The sequence below is a fragment of the Xenorhabdus griffiniae genome, from assembly GCF_001028135.1.
Classification (GTDB): Bacteria; Pseudomonadota; Gammaproteobacteria; order Enterobacterales; family Enterobacteriaceae; genus Xenorhabdus; species Xenorhabdus bakwenae.
This window is the reverse complement of record NZ_LDNM01000020.1, coordinates 1-18,120: the sequence shown is the minus strand read 5'-3', so window position 1 is coordinate 18,120 and position 18,120 is coordinate 1. Positions and strand designations below refer to the sequence as shown.

At 42.4% G+C, this 18,120-nt stretch carries 12 protein-coding genes; 5 read left to right on the top strand and 7 right to left on the bottom strand.

The window, feature by feature from the left end; translation table 11 throughout:
- Positions 1–3 precede the first annotated feature (3 nt).
- Positions 4–2,139: a bifunctional 23S rRNA (guanine(2069)-N(7))-methyltransferase RlmK/23S rRNA (guanine(2445)-N(2))-methyltransferase RlmL gene (rlmKL, locus tag AAY47_RS06515; protein WP_047768075.1), complete on the bottom strand. Its 2,136-nt coding sequence runs from the start codon at positions 2,137–2,139 to the stop codon at positions 4–6.
- 138 nt (positions 2,140–2,277) lie between these two features.
- On the opposite strand from rlmKL, the gene AAY47_RS06510 reads away from it, so the two are divergent.
- On the top strand, positions 2,278–3,390 hold the full coding sequence (locus tag AAY47_RS06510; RefSeq protein ID WP_047768073.1) for a YcbX family protein: 1,113 nt from the start codon (positions 2,278–2,280) through the stop codon (positions 3,388–3,390).
- 327 nt (positions 3,391–3,717) lie between these two features.
- On the opposite strand, the gene AAY47_RS06505 is transcribed toward AAY47_RS06510, so the two are convergent.
- The 3 genes from AAY47_RS06505 to pepN form a co-directional block, all read right to left on the bottom strand.
- Positions 3,718–4,269 carry a cell division protein ZapC gene (locus AAY47_RS06505; RefSeq protein WP_047768070.1) on the bottom strand — a complete coding sequence of 184 codons (552 nt, stop codon included), beginning with the start codon at positions 4,267–4,269 and terminating at the stop codon, positions 3,718–3,720.
- 159 nt (positions 4,270–4,428) lie between these two features.
- Entirely contained in the window at positions 4,429–5,439 is a 1,011-nt protein-coding gene (pyrD, locus tag AAY47_RS06500) for a quinone-dependent dihydroorotate dehydrogenase (RefSeq protein ID WP_047768068.1), read from the bottom strand.
- A gap of 258 nt (positions 5,440–5,697) precedes the next feature.
- A complete protein-coding gene (gene pepN, locus AAY47_RS06495) occupies positions 5,698–8,316 on the bottom strand; it encodes an aminopeptidase N (protein WP_047768066.1) in 2,619 nt (872 codons plus the stop codon).
- Between the two features lie 325 nt (positions 8,317–8,641).
- Here pepN and pncB point away from each other — a divergent pair, with 325 nt between their 5' ends.
- The 4 genes from pncB (at position 8,642) to AAY47_RS06475 (ending at position 14,367) form a co-directional block, all read left to right on the top strand.
- On the top strand, positions 8,642–9,856 hold the full coding sequence (pncB, locus tag AAY47_RS06490; protein ID WP_047768064.1) for a nicotinate phosphoribosyltransferase: 1,215 nt from the start codon (positions 8,642–8,644) through the stop codon (positions 9,854–9,856).
- Positions 9,857–10,077: 221 nt separating this feature from the next.
- Positions 10,078–11,478, top strand: coding sequence for an asparagine--tRNA ligase (gene asnS, locus AAY47_RS06485; RefSeq protein WP_047768062.1), 1,401 nt, complete (start codon positions 10,078–10,080; stop codon positions 11,476–11,478).
- 308 nt (positions 11,479–11,786) lie between these two features.
- Positions 11,787–12,935, top strand: coding sequence for a porin (locus AAY47_RS06480; protein WP_047768060.1), 1,149 nt, complete (start codon positions 11,787–11,789; stop codon positions 12,933–12,935).
- A 241-nt stretch (positions 12,936–13,176) separates the two neighbouring features.
- The gene (locus tag AAY47_RS06475; protein WP_047768058.1) at positions 13,177–14,367 is read left to right on the top strand and encodes an amino acid aminotransferase; all 1,191 of its coding nucleotides are present in this window, start codon (positions 13,177–13,179) and stop codon (positions 14,365–14,367) included.
- Between the two features lie 72 nt (positions 14,368–14,439).
- Here the strand turns inward: AAY47_RS06475 and AAY47_RS06470 are convergent, their stop codons facing one another.
- The 3 genes from AAY47_RS06470 to ldtD all read right to left on the bottom strand — a co-directional run bounded on the left by AAY47_RS06470 (position 14,440) and on the right by ldtD (position 17,719).
- The gene (locus AAY47_RS06470; protein WP_047768126.1) at positions 14,440–15,072 is read right to left on the bottom strand and encodes an MBL fold metallo-hydrolase; all 633 of its coding nucleotides are present in this window, start codon (positions 15,070–15,072) and stop codon (positions 14,440–14,442) included.
- A gap of 45 nt (positions 15,073–15,117) precedes the next feature.
- A complete protein-coding gene (locus AAY47_RS06465) occupies positions 15,118–15,666 on the bottom strand; it encodes a YcbK family protein (RefSeq protein ID WP_047768056.1) in 549 nt (182 codons plus the stop codon).
- A 349-nt stretch (positions 15,667–16,015) separates the two neighbouring features.
- Positions 16,016–17,719, bottom strand: a complete 1,704-nt coding sequence (gene ldtD, locus AAY47_RS06460) for a L,D-transpeptidase (protein WP_047768054.1) — start codon at positions 17,717–17,719, stop codon at positions 16,016–16,018.
- Positions 17,720–18,120: the final 401 nt, after the last annotated feature.

The window sequence follows — 18,120 nt, the reverse complement described above, 5'->3', positions numbered from 1 at the left end:
ATGTTATTTGCCCTCGCCAACGTGATGCAGCAACCAGCAGTTATGGATCTGATTATTACGGGTAAAATCCTGAGATAAAGTCTTTTCTGTTATTTCGTTTGCAACCAGACCTAGCTTATTTAATTCAGCAAAATCCATTTTAAAACCCCGTTTATTATTGGAGAACATTAAGGTTCCACCCGGACGTAACAGACGTTTTAATTGTTTCATTAATTCGATGTGATCACGCTGAACGTCAAACGTGTTTTCCATTCGCTTGGAGTTAGAGAATGTTGGCGGATCAATAAAGATGACATCAAATTGTTCACGCGTCTGAGCTAACCATCCTAAGCAATCAGCCTGAATCAAGCGGTGCTGATGCCCGGTTAAGCCATTAGCCTGTAAGTTTTTCTCGGCCCATTCAAGATAAGTGCGAGACATATCGACCGTAGTTGTCGAACGCGCACCTCCCAATCCTGCATGAACTGTTGCCGAACCGGTATAGGCAAATAAGTTAAGGAAATCCTTGCCTCGGCTCATCTCACCCAATTTTTTGCGCGCGATACGGTGATCAAGGAATAATCCCGTATCTAAATAATCAGTCAGGTTAACCCAGAATTTCGCACCATATTCGTTGACCAAAAAGAATTCTTGCTTCTCAGCCATTTTTTCATACTGGCTTTTGCCTTTCTGACGTTGGCGCGTTTTCAGGATCAGTTGGTTGGATGATAAGCCGAGCACATTCATTGTTGCACTGATCACATCAAACAGGCGTTGACGGGCTTTATTGACATCCACAGATTTCGGGGGCGCGTATTCTTGCACAACGATTTTATCGGCATAGCGATCAACAGCAACATTGTATTCAGGTAAATCCGCATCATATAAACGATAACAATCAATACCCTGCTGCTTGGCCCATTTACTGATTTTTTTCTCATTTTTACGCAGACGGTTAGCATAATCTTCCGCGATACCGATATCCAGTGACTGAGGTTTATCCGTTAGCTGTTCACTTTTCTGGATGAAATAATTCTTCTGGATACAATCCAGAGGGCCATTTTTAGCCTTAAATTCACGCTCTGCGCGTAATTGCAAACAACCCAACAATTCAGGCGAAGCACTAAACAGTGATAAACGCCAGCCAGGGAAACGGGCTTTCATCACGCGACCCAATACACTGTGCAATGCAATCAATGCAGGTTCACTTTCAAGACGTTCTCCATAAGGCGGGTTGCTTAATACCGTGCCCTCTGCTCCTTCCGGCAGAGGGTTTTCCAGTTTACTGGCATCTCCCTGCTGGAACTGGATCAATTGGGACACCCCGGCCCTACGTGCATTTGAACGTGCCATATCCATGACACGGCGATCAATATCTATGCCAAAAAAGCGGGAAGTCGTTTCCTGTAGCCCCTTACGGAAACGGACCTGTGCTTCTGTAGTCACTTCACGCCAGATTGTTTCATTGAATTGCAACCATGATGTGAATCCCCAATGCTTACGATACAAGCCGGGGGCGCAATCTGCCGCCATCATGGCCGCTTCTATCAGCAACGTTCCTGAACCACACATTGGGTCAACCATTGGCGTTCCTGCATTCCAACCAGAACGTAAAATGATCGCGGCAGCAAGGTTCTCTTTCAGTGGTGCTTGTCCAGCCAGATCACGGTAGCCACGGATATGCAGGCTATCGCCACTCAAATCGAGTGACACGGTGGCTTTCTCTTTATTCAGGAAAACCTGGATACGGACATCAGGTTGTTGTTTAGCAACATCAGGACGTTGTTTTATTTTGCGCATAAAACTGTCGACAATCGCGTCTTTTACTTTCAATGCGCCATATTGTGTATTTCTGATCTCCTCATTCGTGCCGTTGAAATGAACAGAAAACGTACTGTCAACTGAGAAAATCTCGCTCCAGTCAATGGACTGGACACCAAGATACAGATCCAAATCACTATAAACTTTAAATTCGTTAAGTGGCATCATGATACGGGATGCCAGTCTGCTCCACAGCAAACTTTTATACATCATCCGATCATCACCCTGAAAATGAACCCCACCCTGGGCAATCCTACAGGATTGCGCTCCCAGGATTTCCAGTTCGTTCTTTAACAGTTCTTCCAGTCCACGTGCCGTGCTGGCAAAGAGAGAGTTCATCTTATTAATCACCACAAAAGTTCACCACCAAAAAAATTGTGGCACATTATAGCCAATACCTTCGACATGTCCTAAAGTTGCTGACACAATAAAGATAAAAATACTTTGGCAAAGATAAAAATATTTGGGAGATAATGGATGTTAACTCTGTCGCGCCTCTATACCTACCCCGTCAAATCCATGCGTGGATTACAACTCTCTCATTCTCTCGTCAATGAAAGTGGCCTGATGTTTGATCGCAACTTTATGATCACCACCACAGAGGGGACTTTTATTACTGCCCGCCAACATCCACAGATGCTGCTATTTACTCCAGCTATGCTCCATAACGGTCTGTACTTGCAGGCACCAAACGGAGAAAGCGCCACTGTACTTTACGATGATTTTAAAGAGGAGCGCCTCCCCACTGAAGTTTGGGGAAATCATTTTACCGCGTTAGTCGCTCCTGAGAGGGTGAATAGTTGGCTCAGTGGCTTCTTTAATAAACCTGTACAATTACGCTGGCTCAGTGAGGAACTAACACGACGGGTCAAGAAATTCCCCGATATTTCTTTATCATTCGCAGATGGTTTTCCCTATTTAATTATCAATGAAGCCTCTTTTCATGCCTTACAGCAACGCTGCCCTGCCAGTATTAAATTGGAGCAATTCCGTGCCAATATCCTTGTCACAGGAGCAACCCCTTTTGAAGAAGATAGCTGGCAAACCATCCAAATCGGCGATATTGTTTTCGATCTGCCAAAACCGTGCAGTCGCTGTATTTTGACAACAGTCAGCCCGGAAAAAGGCCGTAAAAATCCGCAGAGTGAGCCACTGGCTACACTACAGTCTTTCAGAACAGCCAAAGAAAATGGTGCGGTTGATTTTGGGCAGAATGCCATTGCCCGTAATAGCGGCATTATCCGAGTTGGGGATCGCGTCACCATTTTGGAAAAGAGAACGCCACGCGAATATGGTAGTGGTGAACACGCGGCCGATTTGCCTGTAAAGGAAGAAGCTCAACAGTCCGTTGCTATTGAATTCAATGGACAACGTTTTATTGGCAATAATCAGCAAATTATTTTAGAACAACTCGAAGATCAAGGTATTCAAATTCCTTATTCATGTCGTGCCGGAATTTGTGGCTCCTGTAAGGTATCCCTGATTAAAGGGGATGTATTGCCACTAAAATCAACTTCCATTAAGGATAATGGAAAAATTCTGGCATGTAGCTGTATACCTCAAAATGATTTAGTTATTGAATTAAATTAAACATTAATAATATATACTCGATAAACTTCAAGTTGCAATCCGCAAGACGACACGAGGCCTTATATTTCTCCGCTGCACGGGGAAATATAACACGCATCTTGAAGTTGGATTGGTATATAATGATAGCATTTGCATTTAAATCAGGCAGTATAGTAAGCTGGCTGTCCGATTTTTATTACTGAGCTTTTAAGCAGGAAATATATTATGGAAAAAACATTCCATTGACTGACGCTATAAATATAGGTGAATGATAAAGGACAATCAATAATGCTGATAGAAGTAATTTATTTAAGTTAATAATATTATGAACATAGCAGCCTAATGACACTAAATTGCCCTATCATATATCGATGACTGAGTTGGCTCGACATAGGGCATAATGCGATCATTCATGACCTTAATGGGATCACAGAAATTCATGACACGACCAGGCATCTCTAACTTTTGTTGGGCCAGTAGACACAAGCTGGCATTGTCACCCACTTCTGCGACCATGAACAGCGCCTCAGTACCGCTATCCTGTAATTTAAGCTGAATAATTTCACCATGTTCTGGTTTCTCTGCCAAAGAAAAATGGGAAAAATACCAGCTCTTAGGCATTTGTGGTTTCATAAAACGTAACGCAACCACCCCGTTCAGCGCTAATTCAGCGCTAAACGCAGGCGCCATATTAATACGACGCAAATGCTCCTCAAAAGTGTAAAAAAGCGCAGCATCATCGACTGAGAATGACATTTCTTTCATTGCAACAGCATAATCAGTCAATATTTTGGCCGGGAAACAAGAACGAAAAACCATGCCATTAGCGAGATCAAGCATGACACGACTATGCTCAGGATCAAAATACCAGCGCCACTGATCATCAGGTCTAATTTTCATTGATTACCCTTTTATGCTCAAAATAGCTTTTTTGGTTAAAAATAAGCATTACCAGCGAAATAAGAATTTTAAAAAAAATGATAAACTTTAATCTATAAGACAAAATATAGACGAGTTGAGGGCAGAAATAAACCCCCACCCTCAAATTGCAGCAAATATTCAGATATGATTAACAATATCTTTGATGAGTTTTGGCCCTTTATAGATAAAACCGGAATATATCTGAATTAATGAAGCACCGGCTTCCATTTTTTCTCTGGCAGCAACAAGTGAATCAATTCCACCGGCACCAATAATCGGTATGTCACCTTTTAATTCTTGAGCAAGACGACGGATAATCTCTGTGCTACGCAACTGCACAGGGCGTCCACTCAATCCCCCTGCTTGCTGGCAATGATTTAATCCCGCGATAATATTCCTATCTAATGTGGTATTTGTTGCAATCACCCCATCAATATGATGGCGTATTAAACTATCAGCAATTTTTATTAATTCTTCTTCTGTAAGATCGGGAGAGATTTTAACAGCAACCGGAACATACTTTTGGAATTTTTGTTGTAGTTCAGTTTGCTTATTTTTAATCGCAGAGAGGAGATCATCCAGTGCATCACCGTACTGTAGTGTCCTCAAGCCAGGCGTATTAGGAGAAGAAATATTGATAGTGATATAACCTGCATATGGATAAACTTTATCCATGCAAATTAAATAATCATCTTTTCCATTTTCGACCGGCGTATCTTTATTTTTACCGATATTGATCCCGATAATTCCGTCATATTTTGCGCGGTTAACATTCTCAACCAGATTATCTACCCCAAGGTTATTAAACCCCATCCGGTTGATGATCCCTTCCGCTTCAACCACCCGGAATAATCTTGGCTTATCATTTCCAGCTTGCGGGCGCGGTGTTACTGTACCAACTTCAACAAACCCAAAACCCATTGCTCCAAACGCATCAATGCAATCACCGTTTTTATCAAGACCCGCGGCTAAACCCAGTGGATTTTTGAAGGACAATCCCATACAAGTGACGGGCTTAGTGGCAACTGACTGGCGGATAAGAAATTCGAAAGGAGTACCGGCAACACGTTTGAGTTGGCGGAAAGTCAGCTCATGTGCCTGTTCAGGATCAAGCTGGAACAATGCCTTCCGTACTAGAGAGTAATACATTTAAATTAACCTATTGTTCTTTATGATTGTTTTTACGTGAGAATTGTCAGTGGTACATTTTGAATTATACGCAATCTCATACATATATAATTGCTGCGTTGTTGTAGCAGGAAGAGAGCGTTAATTTACCATTATATGAGTCAACAAAAAAGCCCTCTCTATAATCAGCGGGCAGGCAAAAACAAACCCCGTTTAAAACAACAACGGGGTTTGTTAGCAATCTCATTTCCGGCAATGACCGAAAGAATATGTTACATATTAACTTTCAAGCGCCTTGGTAATCTTTTCGAACAAATCACCAGATAAATTCTCTATGTCTTTCAACTGCTCCAATGCCGCACGCATCAAAGCCTGACGTTTCTCATCGTAACGTTTCAGACGAATCAATGGATCAATCAAATGTGATGCGACTTGCGGATTTAGGTTATTCAGTTCGGTTAGCACTTCCACCAAGAATTGATAACCACGGCCATCGTCAGCATGGAAGGCGACGGCATTTTTGCTAAAGAATATTCTCAGCAGTGAATAAACACGGTTTGGATTGCTCAAACTGAAAGAACGATGTTTCATCAAACCACGCACTTTCTCAAGCACATCGAAGGCTGGGTTAGTTGCTTGCAGCCTGAACCATTTATCCATAACCAAGCCATTCTGATGCCAACGCTGATCAAATTCATCCATTAATTGATAACTGCAAGGCAATTCAGCTGATACAGCCGCAGATAAGGCAGCGATACTGTCAGTCATGTTATCAGCGTGATAATATTGCGCCGCCACTAATTTATCGGCCAACTCTTTGGTATCAATAAAGGCCAGATAATAGAGGCTGGTATTACGCAAGTCACGTTTCGCAATATCTTTATGCTCTACACGGTATGCGCCTGTCTGGAGACTGTGATAAACCGCAGAAAACTCATCCGCCATTTCATTAGCCAGTGCCTTTGTCATGGCACGAATGACATCATGGATAGCTTTCGGATCTACTACCGTAAATAGTTCTGCCACTTCATTTTCAGATGGCAGGGTCAAGATCAATGCGGCCAGAGCCGGATCGATCTCTTTATCCAACAATACAGCACGGAAAGCATCAATGACATGCATTGGCAATTCCAGTGGCAGAGATTTTTGGTGGCGGGCAACATTCAGCTTCACATAGTTGGTTAGCAATGCCTGCGCTGCATCCCAACGGGAAAACTCATTACGCGCATGTTTCATTAAAAATGAAAGCTGCTCATCACTGTATGGATAATCCAATTTCACCGGTGCTGAAAACTCACGTAATAAAGAAGGAACAGGCCGTGATGCAACTTCATCAAAGACAAATGATTGTTCTGCATTAATAACATTTAGAACATGATGCACAGGCTGACCATTACGACGCAGCGGGATCACTCTTCCTTGTTCATCATAAAGTTCAATATCCAGAGGAATGTGCAGCGCTTGTTTCTCTTTCTGATCTGTCGTTGGTGATGTCATTTGACTGACATGCAAAATATATTGTTGCTTTTCTGCATCGTATTCATCACGGACAGTCAGCACCGGTGTCCCGGATTGGCTATACCAACGGCGGAAGAGAGTCAAATCGACGTTTGAAGCGTCTTCCATCGCCTGGACAAAATCATCACAGGTAGCCGCGCTACCATCATGACGATGGATATAAAGCTGCATACCCGCCTGAAATTGTTCTTCACCCAATAAAGTGTGGATCATCCGAATCACTTCTGCGCCTTTTTCATAGACGGTCAACGTATAGAAGTTATTCATTTCCATCACCTGATCAGGACGGATAGGGTGAGCCATAGGGCCGGCATCTTCGGCAAATTGTGCAGAACGCATAACACGCACATTCTTAATACGGTTAACCGAACGTGAACCCAGATCAGAGCTGAATTCCTGATCACGGAATACTGTCAGCCCCTCTTTCAGGCTTAACTGGAACCAGTCACGACAGGTAATGCGGTTTCCGGTCCAGTTATGGAAATATTCATGCCCGATCACCGCTTCAATGGCGAGATAGTCTTCATCAGTTGCCGTTTCCGTTTTTGCCAGAACATATTTGGAATTGAAGATGTTCAATCCCTTGTTCTCCATCGCTCCCATATTAAAGAAATCAACAGCGACGATCATATAGATATCAAGGTCATACTCCAGACCAAAGCGGGTTTCATCCCATTTCATCGAATTTTTCAACGATGTCATGGCCCAGTCAGCACGATCCAGATTACCTCGATCAACAAACAGCTCCAGTGCAACCTCACGGCCACTGCGGGTCACAAACGTGTCACGCAGGACATCAAAATCCCCTGCAACCAATGCGAACAAGTAAGCCGGTTTTGGGAATGGGTCCTGCCATTTTACCCAATGGCGCCCGTCTGCCAGCTCCCCTTGTTCAATACGGTTACCATTGGAAAGCAGGAATGGATATCTGGATTTATCCGCAGTAACGCGAGTAGTAAAACACGCCAGAACATCTGGACGATCCAAATAATACGTGATGTGCCGGAATCCTTCGGACTCACACTGGGTACACAAAGCATCGCCAGATACATACAACCCTTCAAGGGCGGTATTTGCTGCCGGGTTAATTTCATTCACAATTTTCAGAATAAACCGGGCTGGAAGTTGTTCAATCCGCAGCTTTCCATCCTGTTCCTGATAATGCTCCCACGCTTTATCATCGATATAGATGCCTTTTAACGTGAGATTTTCTCCATCCAAAACCAGTGGGGTCATGCCATTGACCTGACGTTTTACCTGACTGATTGCCGTCACCGTTGTTTTTTCAGCATCCAGTTCAAAATCGAGATCAATGTGAGTAATTGTGTAATCTGGTGTTTTATAATCCAGACGGTGTTTAACGAGTCGCTGTTGTGTCATAGGGAACCTTTTCCATTATTTTTAACAAGCATAAACGCTGCCATAGAGAAACTTTCCTTTCAATCAATAAGTCTCTTTTTTAGATGTTAATAACTTATTAAATAAAGGTATAAACAATGTGTCAGCATATTAGTACTTTCGTGCTAATTGTCATCTCATATCTCATTTAACATGATATTATCTCTAAATGGATTAACCTTAATCTTTAGATTCGGGAAAATATATGCAGTTATATGGCTTTAATAACCCAATAATCACGGTATACTCTCCCGACTTTATCGATTTAGCTGACACGAATATGCTCCGCGAGGATGCCTGACGCGCCATGACTTTAGACGCTACCCCGATTATCAAATCACTGCTTGATACAGATGCCTATAAGTTTCACATGCAGCAAGCAGTGTACCACCATTACAACAATATTCCTGTTGTTGCAGAATTTCGTTGCCGTGGTGATGAACGGCTCGGAGAATACGCCGAGCCATTACGTCATCAAATTGACATGATGGCAGACTTAACATTGACAGAATACGAAGTCGATTATCTTTCTCGCCTTCCGTTCTTCAAAGAGGATTACCTGAACTGGTGCAAAACATTCCGCTTTAATCCTGAACAAGTCGAAGTTTCTGTTACCCATGAAGGGCAATTAGCCATCCGCATTTCCGGTTTATGGCACGAAGTTATCTTGTGGGAAGTGCCTCTGCTTGCCCTGATCAGCGAATTGGTTCATCGTCATCACTCACCTGAAATAACGCCGGAAGATGCCGTTATTCAGCTGAGAAAACTGGTAGAGCTGTTTTATAAAGACGCTGCGGAAAAAAATATCGACCTATCCGATTTTAAATTAATGGATTTTGGTACTCGCCGTCGTTTTTCACACGCAGTGCAGTATGCCATTATCAATGAGCTGAAAAATAGTTTTCCTTATTTGATTGGAACCAGTAATTATCAACTGGCAGAACAGCTTGATCTTCCGCCTCTCGGTACACAGGCCCATGAATGGTTTCAGGCCCACCAACAAATTAGCCCGGAACTTGCCAATAGCCAGAGAGCAGCACTCCAAACCTGGCTGAATGAGTATCCAAACCAGTTAGGCATCGCCCTGACTGACTGTATTACCATGGATGCTTTTCTGCGAGATTTTGACAAACCATTAGCAACAGCCTACCAAGGCCTGCGTCATGACTCAGGTGATCCCATTGAATGGGGTGAAAAGGCCATAGCACATTACCAATCATTGGGTATCGATCCAAAGACGAAAACCCTGGTGTTCTCTGACAGTTTGGATCTGCAAAAAGCACTGGCGCTGTATCACCATTTCCATAAGAGAGTTAATGTTGTTTTCGGCATTGGCACACGGCTGACTTGTAATATTCCGGGCATAAAGCCACTGAATATTGTTATCAAATTGGTTGAATGCAATGGTAAACCCGTGGCAAAACTGTCGGATAGCCCCGGAAAAACCATCTGTGAAGATGATGAGTTTGTCAACAGGTTACGTCGGGCGTTCGACATTCCCTATATAGAGAAAGTGGTATAGAAAAACGGCATAACCTGTCTGATTCTCTTTTGCGTAACCGGCTTCATGCGGGTTACGCAAATAAAAAAACAACTTTTCCCTCTGTTTCCCCATTAAGACCCGCAATTTCCTCTTGTTTCCTGAGAGATGACAAGTAAGATAGGCGATCTACTCCCTGATTAAGGGAGTATTTGGTAAATCTATCTAGTTATTAATCCACTATATACAAAAGAGAGAAATTTATGAGCGTAGCGCCTGTAGTCGATGTACTGCAAGGCCGGGTTCCGGTTGACAACGAAGTCACCGTTCGCGGTTGGATACGTACAAGGAGAGATTCTAAAGCTGGTATCTCGTTCCTCGCCGTCTATGACGGTTCCTGCTTTAATCCATTACAGGCCGTCGTTAATAATAGTTTACCTAATTATCAGGATGAAATATTACATTTAACCACGGGCTGTTCTGTCGAAATCACCGGTACGGTGGTGGAATCGCAAGGTAAAGGTCAGGATTTTGAATTGCAGGTCACTAAAGTCGTTGTTGTTGGCATGGTTGATGATCCTGATACTTACCCAATGGCGGCTAAACGCCACAGTATTGAATACCTGCGCGAAGTGGCTCATCTTCGCCCTCGCACCAATTTGATCGGTGCCGTTGCCCGTGTTCGCCATACGCTGGCTCAGGCCCTGCATCGTTTCTTCCATGAAAAAGGCTTCTTCTGGGTGTCTTCTCCGCTGATCACCGCATCAGATACAGAAGGCGCTGGCGAAATGTTCCGCGTTTCCACGTTGGATTTGCAAAACTTGCCCCGCACAGATAAAGGCGAAGTGGATTTCAGCCAGGATTTCTTCGGCCGTGAAGCTTTCCTTACTGTATCCGGTCAGTTAAACGGCGAAGCTTATGCTTGTGCATTGAGCAAAATCTATACCTTCGGACCCACTTTTCGCGCAGAAAATTCCAATACCAGCCGTCACTTGGCAGAATTCTGGATGGTTGAACCCGAAGTGGCTTTTGCCGATCTGAATGATATTGCCAGGCTCTCTGAAGACATGCTGAAATATGTTTTCAGGGCCGCATTAGAAGAACGTGCTGATGATCTGGCCTTCTTTGCAGAACGAGTTGACAGCGAAGTTATCACCCGTCTGGAAAAATTTGTTGATTCAGATTTCGTTCAGTTGGACTACACCGATGCGATAGAAATTCTGGAAAATTGTGGTCAGGAATTTGAAAACCCGGTTTTCTGGGGTGTGGATTTGTCATCAGAGCATGAGCGTTATCTGGCAGAAAAACATTTCAACGCGCCAGTGATCATGAAAAACTATCCAAAAGACATTAAAGCCTTCTATATGCGCATGAATGACGATGGTAAAACTGTTGCAGCAATGGATGTATTAGCGCCAGGCATCGGTGAAATCATCGGTGGTTCCCAGCGTGAAGAGCGTCTGGATAGGCTGGATCAACGTATGGAAGAAATGGGACTAAATAAAGAAGACTACTGGTGGTATCGCGATCTGCGCCGTTACGGCACCGTTCCTCATGCCGGTTTCGGTTTGGGCTTCGAACGGCTGGTCGCTTATGTTACTGGCGTCTCCAACGTTCGTGATGTTATCCCATTCCCACGGACACCAAGAAACGCAAGTTTCTAATGAATCAGCTCAATAAATAAGCTAAAAATCAATCCCATGAAAAGCCAGCGAAAGTTGGCTTTTTTTATTTTATAGCGAAAAGCACACTAAAAAAGTTCCCTGATATTTACATTTTGAAACATCTATTTTCAATTTGTTACTGATTCTGTGCTTTTGTAGCATTTTGAGGGTAGATAAAATTCATTACCAATGGAACACTGGTCGCCGACTAATAAGACACTCGATACCCACAAATAGTTCCAAAATTTTTTAGTGTTCTATTTCTGGCAGTGGCAGGTGTCTAGATAACACCAATGAGGGTAATAATAATGAAACGCAATATTCTTGCAGTGGTAATTCCAGCTCTGCTGGCTGCTGGTACAGCAAACGCAGCTGAAATTTTTAATAAAGACGGCAACAAACTGGATTTTTACGGTAAAGTAGACGTTCGTCACCAGATCGCTGATAAAAGAAGCGGCGAAGATGGCGACGATTCTTATGTTCGTATCGGTATCAAAGGCGAAACTCAGATCACTGACCAACTGACTGGTTTTGGTCGCTGGGAATACAACATGAACGCTAGCGGCAAAGAAGCTGACAGTAATCAAGCAACTAAAACTCGTCTGGCTTTCGCGGGTTTGAAATTCGCTAACTACGGTTCACTGGATTACGGCCGCAACTACGGCGTAAACTATGACGTTAACGCATGGACTGACGTACTGCCAATCTTCGGTGGCGACTCCATGTCTCACACTGATAACTTCATGACTGGCCGTGCTACTGGTCTGTTGACTTACCGCAACACTGACTTCTTTGGTCTGGTTGACGGTCTGAACTTTGCTGTGCAATATCAAGGCCAAAACAGCGACCGTACCAAAAACAAACGTACAGATGCTGAAAAATCAAACGGCGATGGTTACGGTTTGTCTGCTACTTATAACGTAGGTTACGGTATTACTGTTGGTAGTTCTTACGCTAACTCTGCACGTACCTTAGGTGATAAAGAAAATGCAGGCCAAAAGCAGTCTGATGCTTACGGCAAACGTGCTGAAGCATGGAACATCGGTGCTAAATACGATGCTAACAATGTCTACCTGGCAGCAATGTACGGTGAAACCCGTAACATGACTCCAGGTAAAGGTGGTCATGAACACAACCGTGGCTCAGTTGATCGCTTTAACGGTATCGCTAACAAAACTCAAAACATTGAACTGACTGCGCAATATCTGTTCTCTGATTTGGGCCTGAAACCATCTCTGGCTTACGTTCAATCCAAAGGTAAGGATCTGGAACGTAACGACGGTGCCAAAGGTTTCAACGCAGATCTGGTTAAATACGTTTCTGTAGGTACTTACTACTACTTTAACAAAAACCTGTCTACCTACGTTGATTACAAAATCAACCTGTTAGACAAAAACGAAAAAGGCGATGCAAACGCTCGTAACGTATTCGGTGTTGGTCTGACTTATCAGTTCTAATTACTGTTGATAAACTATTTAGCGAAAAGCTAATAAGTCTATCTCAGAAAAAGCAGCGCTCCGGCGCTGCTTTTTGCATTTTACCTCTCTGTTTTTTCAGGCTCTTTTTTTCACTCCGTAAACTACTTCACAAGATTTTATTCTTTTCGCTACAAGTGGTTGGCAAATAGGTTCCTTAAGGTTACCCTGAGCAACGTATCACTTATTTTGGGCTTAACTCTCGAGTCTTGGAATCAAAAAAATGTTTGAAAAAATCACAGTAGCGCCTGCCGACCCTATTCTTGGTTTAGCCGATAGCTTTAAAGCAGATCCCCGTGAAAACAAAATCAATTTAGGTATCGGCGTCTACAAAGACGAAACCGGTAAAACCCCTGTTTTGACTACCGTTAAAAAAGCAGAGAAGTTCCTGCTGGAAAATGAAACTACCAAAAATTATCTGGCAATTAGTGGGTTACCTGAATTTGGTCACGTCACTCAGGAACTGCTTTTCGGTAAAACCAGCCCTATCATCACTGATAAACGCGCCCGTACGGTACAAAGCCCAGGCGGAACCGGCGCACTGCGTATTGCCGCTGACTTTATTGCTAAGCAGACTAATGCAAAACGTGTCTGGATCAGCAACCCAACCTGGCCAAACCACAAAGGCGTTTTCTCCAGCGCTGGTCTGGAGATCCGCGAATATAACTATTACGATGCAGAAAATCATGCTTTGGATTTCGATGGCATGCTGGCAAGCCTGTCGGAAGCACAAGCCGGCGATGTCGTTTTACTGCATGGTTGCTGCCATAACCCAACGGGTATCGATCCAACCGCTGAACAGTGGCAGAAACTGGCAGACTTATCTGCGGCAAATGGCTGGCTGCCCGTATTCGACTTTGCTTACCAAGGCTTTGCCAAAGGGTTGGATGAAGATGCAGAAGGCCTGCGTATCTTTACCAGAAACCACAATGAACTGATCGTTGCCAGCTCTTATTCCAAAAACTTTGGTCTGTACAATGAACGTGTCGGAGCTTGCACCATTGTTGCAGCAGACAGCAATACCGCCGAAAAAGCATTCAGCCAGGCAAAATCCATTGTACGTACCAACTACTCTAACCCGCCAGCGCACGGTGCTTCCGTTGTGACAACCATTCTGTCCAATGATGATCTGAAAGCCGAATGGATTCAGGAATTGGCAACAATGCGTGAACGCATTAAACGCATGCGCCAACTGTTTGTAAACACCTTACAAGAAAAAGGTGCAAAGCAAGACTTTAGCTTTATTAGCGCTCAAAATGGTATGTTCTCATTCAGCGGATTGACTAAAGAACAAGTTGAGCGTCTGCGTGAAGAATATGGTATTTACGCGGTTAGCTCTGGCCGTATCAACGTAGCGGGTCTGACGCTGGAGAATATGGTTCCTCTGTGTGAAGCTATCGTTGCAGTACTCTGAGTTTCTCAAAAGCCGCTGACAAAGCGGCTTTATCTTCTTCACACTATCTTATGGCAAGAAAAACGTTTGTGATTAATCCTGTAAGAATGGATTGGTTTTCCGCTCATGTCCTAAAGTTGACATCGGACCGTGACCAGGTATGAATTGATACTCGTCCCCCAATGGTAATACTTTTTTCTTAATAGATTGAATCAATTCATCATAGCTTCCACCCGGAAAATCAGTGCGGCCAATACTCCCCTTAAACAATACATCTCCCATTGAGATGATATTATCGGTATGGTTAGCAAGGATAATATGCCCCGGTGTATGCCCCGGACAGTGCAAAACGGATAACTCAATACTGCCAATTTTTAGTGTATCTCCTTCATCTAGCCAGCGATCGGGCGTAAAAGAGGGGCATGGTTCAACACCAAACATTTGGCATTGAATTTCCAGGCCTTCTATCCAAAAAGCATCTCCCTTATGTGGCCCATAAACAGGCACGCCAAAATGCTGCGCGACTTCAACCGTAGCACCGACATGATCATAGTGACCATGGGTCAGCAAAATTTGGGTAAGTTTCAGCCCACGGCGCTCTATCTCGGCAATAAGCTGTTCGGCATTACCACCAGGATCAACAATCGCTGCGTCCTGAGTTTCTTCACACCAAATCAATGTACAATTTTGCATCGCCCTTGTGACGGGGATAATGTGGTATTTCATCATACTGTTTCACTCCACAATCAAGACTCATTGTTGGTAATAAGATTACCACGTCCTGACCGGGCCTGTATCAAGATGAATAAAATTACTCTTTGGATAAAACCCTACTCCCCCTGCCCGCATTTTCAGTGCCGTCTTACGAATATGTGTGAGATGAATACCATCAATATGGAAATCCATGGCTTGTCCACGGGTATGATAACTATGTTTTGCCACGCCACCACTGGCGTGACGCAACATATTATTTGTTTCCAAGGATCGATAACCAGAAACTAATTGAACAGGTTTATTTATTCCCATCAGCATTTGCAATAAATAAATTTGATCAAATAATTTCGGGTCAATGGTTTTAACCTTATTTTGTCGAAAATCGCGGAATAAATAGTTCAGGCGAGCCAATTCTGATTTATTATACCGATGACCATCAAAGAATTCGGCTTTGAGTGTTTCTCCGGTATGCAGGTTATCAAAACGTAAAATTCGAGGACGTGGTGTTGTTAATGCAGCCAAAACCGATTGAGGTAATAAACTTAATCCCAATGCGGCCACACTTATACCAAGCCACTTTCGGCGATCGTGGTCAATGTTATTCATGGATAATATGCCCTGCCATTCTTTAATGTATTAATACTGTCTAAATGCATTTATAACTCAACTTAATTGTCTAGTAAGACATCAGGAAATAAAAAATAGTTTCAATCATTTTGTATTTTACTGTAAATTTACCACCTTATTATTGTGATCTGCCTAACATAATTAAAATCACTTTAAGTTTATTGTCAACAACAAAACAATTCATTAAAAGTGAGTCATAGTAAAAAACACTTTTAAAATAATAAGTAATACAGAATAACAGAGAAGAAAACATTATTTTCTTCTCTGTTTACAATATAGACATCCACACCAATTTTATTTCTTTAAGTCTCATAGGTAACGGAAGAAATTATAAATCATTCCTGGTTACCAAGATCTTGTAAAGTGATGCTGAATGCTGCCTTGCATTCATATCATAATCATAGATATCATCTCGGTATTGAGCTTTCCCTCCCTCATCGACCCACGCTGTTTGATAATAGAGAAACACAGAAATTCTTTTGGGAATATTAACATATTTTGTTGACCATGTTTTCAATGAACTATTAACTTTAGTTTTATCCCAACCCGCATCTCCCAACAACATATTAGCCAATTCAGGTGCTTTATTAACACGCACGCAACCAGAACTAACCGCCCGCATTTCTCGGCTGAAAGACGCTTGATTAGGTGTATCATGCAAATAAATGGCTTCTGAATTTGGCATATTAAATTTAAAACGCCCCAATGAATTAGTTGGGCCTGGTGCTTGCCTAATACGATAAGGGAAATTACCCGGTGTTATTACTCCCCAGTTAATAGAAGAAGGATCGATAGCTTTAGCGTCATTGCTCCAACTGGAAAATACCGTATAACCACGCGTACGAAAATAATTTGAGTCACGCATCGCCCTCGGTGCAATATCTTTTCGGGTCATGCTGGTGGGTACATTCCACGGAGGATTGATCACCACATTATTTAATTCACTACTCATGATAGGTGTTTTTCGGCTGGGACGACCGACAACGACTTTAGAACTCAACACTTCTTTTCCATCCAGATAATAGAAAAGTGAGTAATCAGGGATATTAACTAAAATACCTGTAGGAATATCTCCAGGAATAATTCGTAACCGTTGGATATTTAAGGCCATAATACGAGCACGGGTTTGTGGGGTCGTATTTAACCATGCTTTAGTGGATTTACCAATAACCCCATCGGCGGATAACCCATGCAAGGCTTGAAAATGCTTTATTGCCGCTGTTAATTCTTTATCATAAACCCTACTATCGGATTTGGCAGCAGATAAATCCAATATCCCTGAACGAGCCAATATTTTCCTTAATGCAATAACACTTTCACTACTTTGTCCTGGCCTTAAGGTTCCGTTAAATGAAAACTCGGCCCATGGCCGTTGATCAGCCAATTGGAACCGCATCTCCTTACGCATATTTTCATACATGGGATGATCCGGAGATAAACGCATAATATAAGAAAAAATGCTATTGCTATTGATATGCTGTTGCCATGTATTAATTAAAGAGGACGGAGGTAATTCAAGCTTATAAGGGAATTTACTATATAACCATGAGTTCCCTTTTTTATCAACATTATTAATAAAATGGAGATAACCTAACAGAGCATCAGATAAGATAACATCACGCCCCATTTCACTTAATTCAGGAGAATGAAGTTGTATCAGCCATTTTTCGAATTGAGGTTGAAAACCAGCTAGCGACATTTCAACTAATTGCTCTTCAAATTGCTTAATAGCTTTATTATCTGACCACAATGGTTGCATTTTATTGTTAGCATATAAACTTGTTAAACGATCAAGAAATATCGGTTTTACTTGTTGTGGTAACCAAGTTTGTAACTGTTTTCTATTTTCATCAATAGAATTCACCGGAGAACTAGGAGTTGTCTTATCAATTAGAATAACAGGGCCTTCTTTTTTGGGTTGCACACCATTTGATAACAGTCCATCTTGTTGATTTGCAATAGTTCCTTCTGATACCGACAATGTGCTACAGATAAAAGAAACTTTCAGTAATCTGACCGTGTTCTTCACCATAATAGCTCACCTCACCTTATTAGATATGCAGCTATCCAATGATTTATTGTAATTATCCGCAGACCTATTTTATCAGAAAGAATACTGCTAATTATATACATAATTTCCACTTAAGATAGAGTGCTTACCTAATCAAAGTCGAACTCACCAGGCAAAATAAAATCTAAGAAAAATAAAATTTTCATCATAATATACGCGATAGACTTCAAGTTGCAATCCGCAAGACGACGCGAGCCCTTATATTTCCCCGCTTCGCGGGGAAATATAACACGCATCTTGAAGTTGGATTGGTATAATTTAAATTATTATGACTTAAAATCAAAACCACCCGCATAGCGGGCTGTCTCTTATACAGAAGTTCCTCACTTAATGTGAGATTTTTTGAACTAAATATTTTTCTC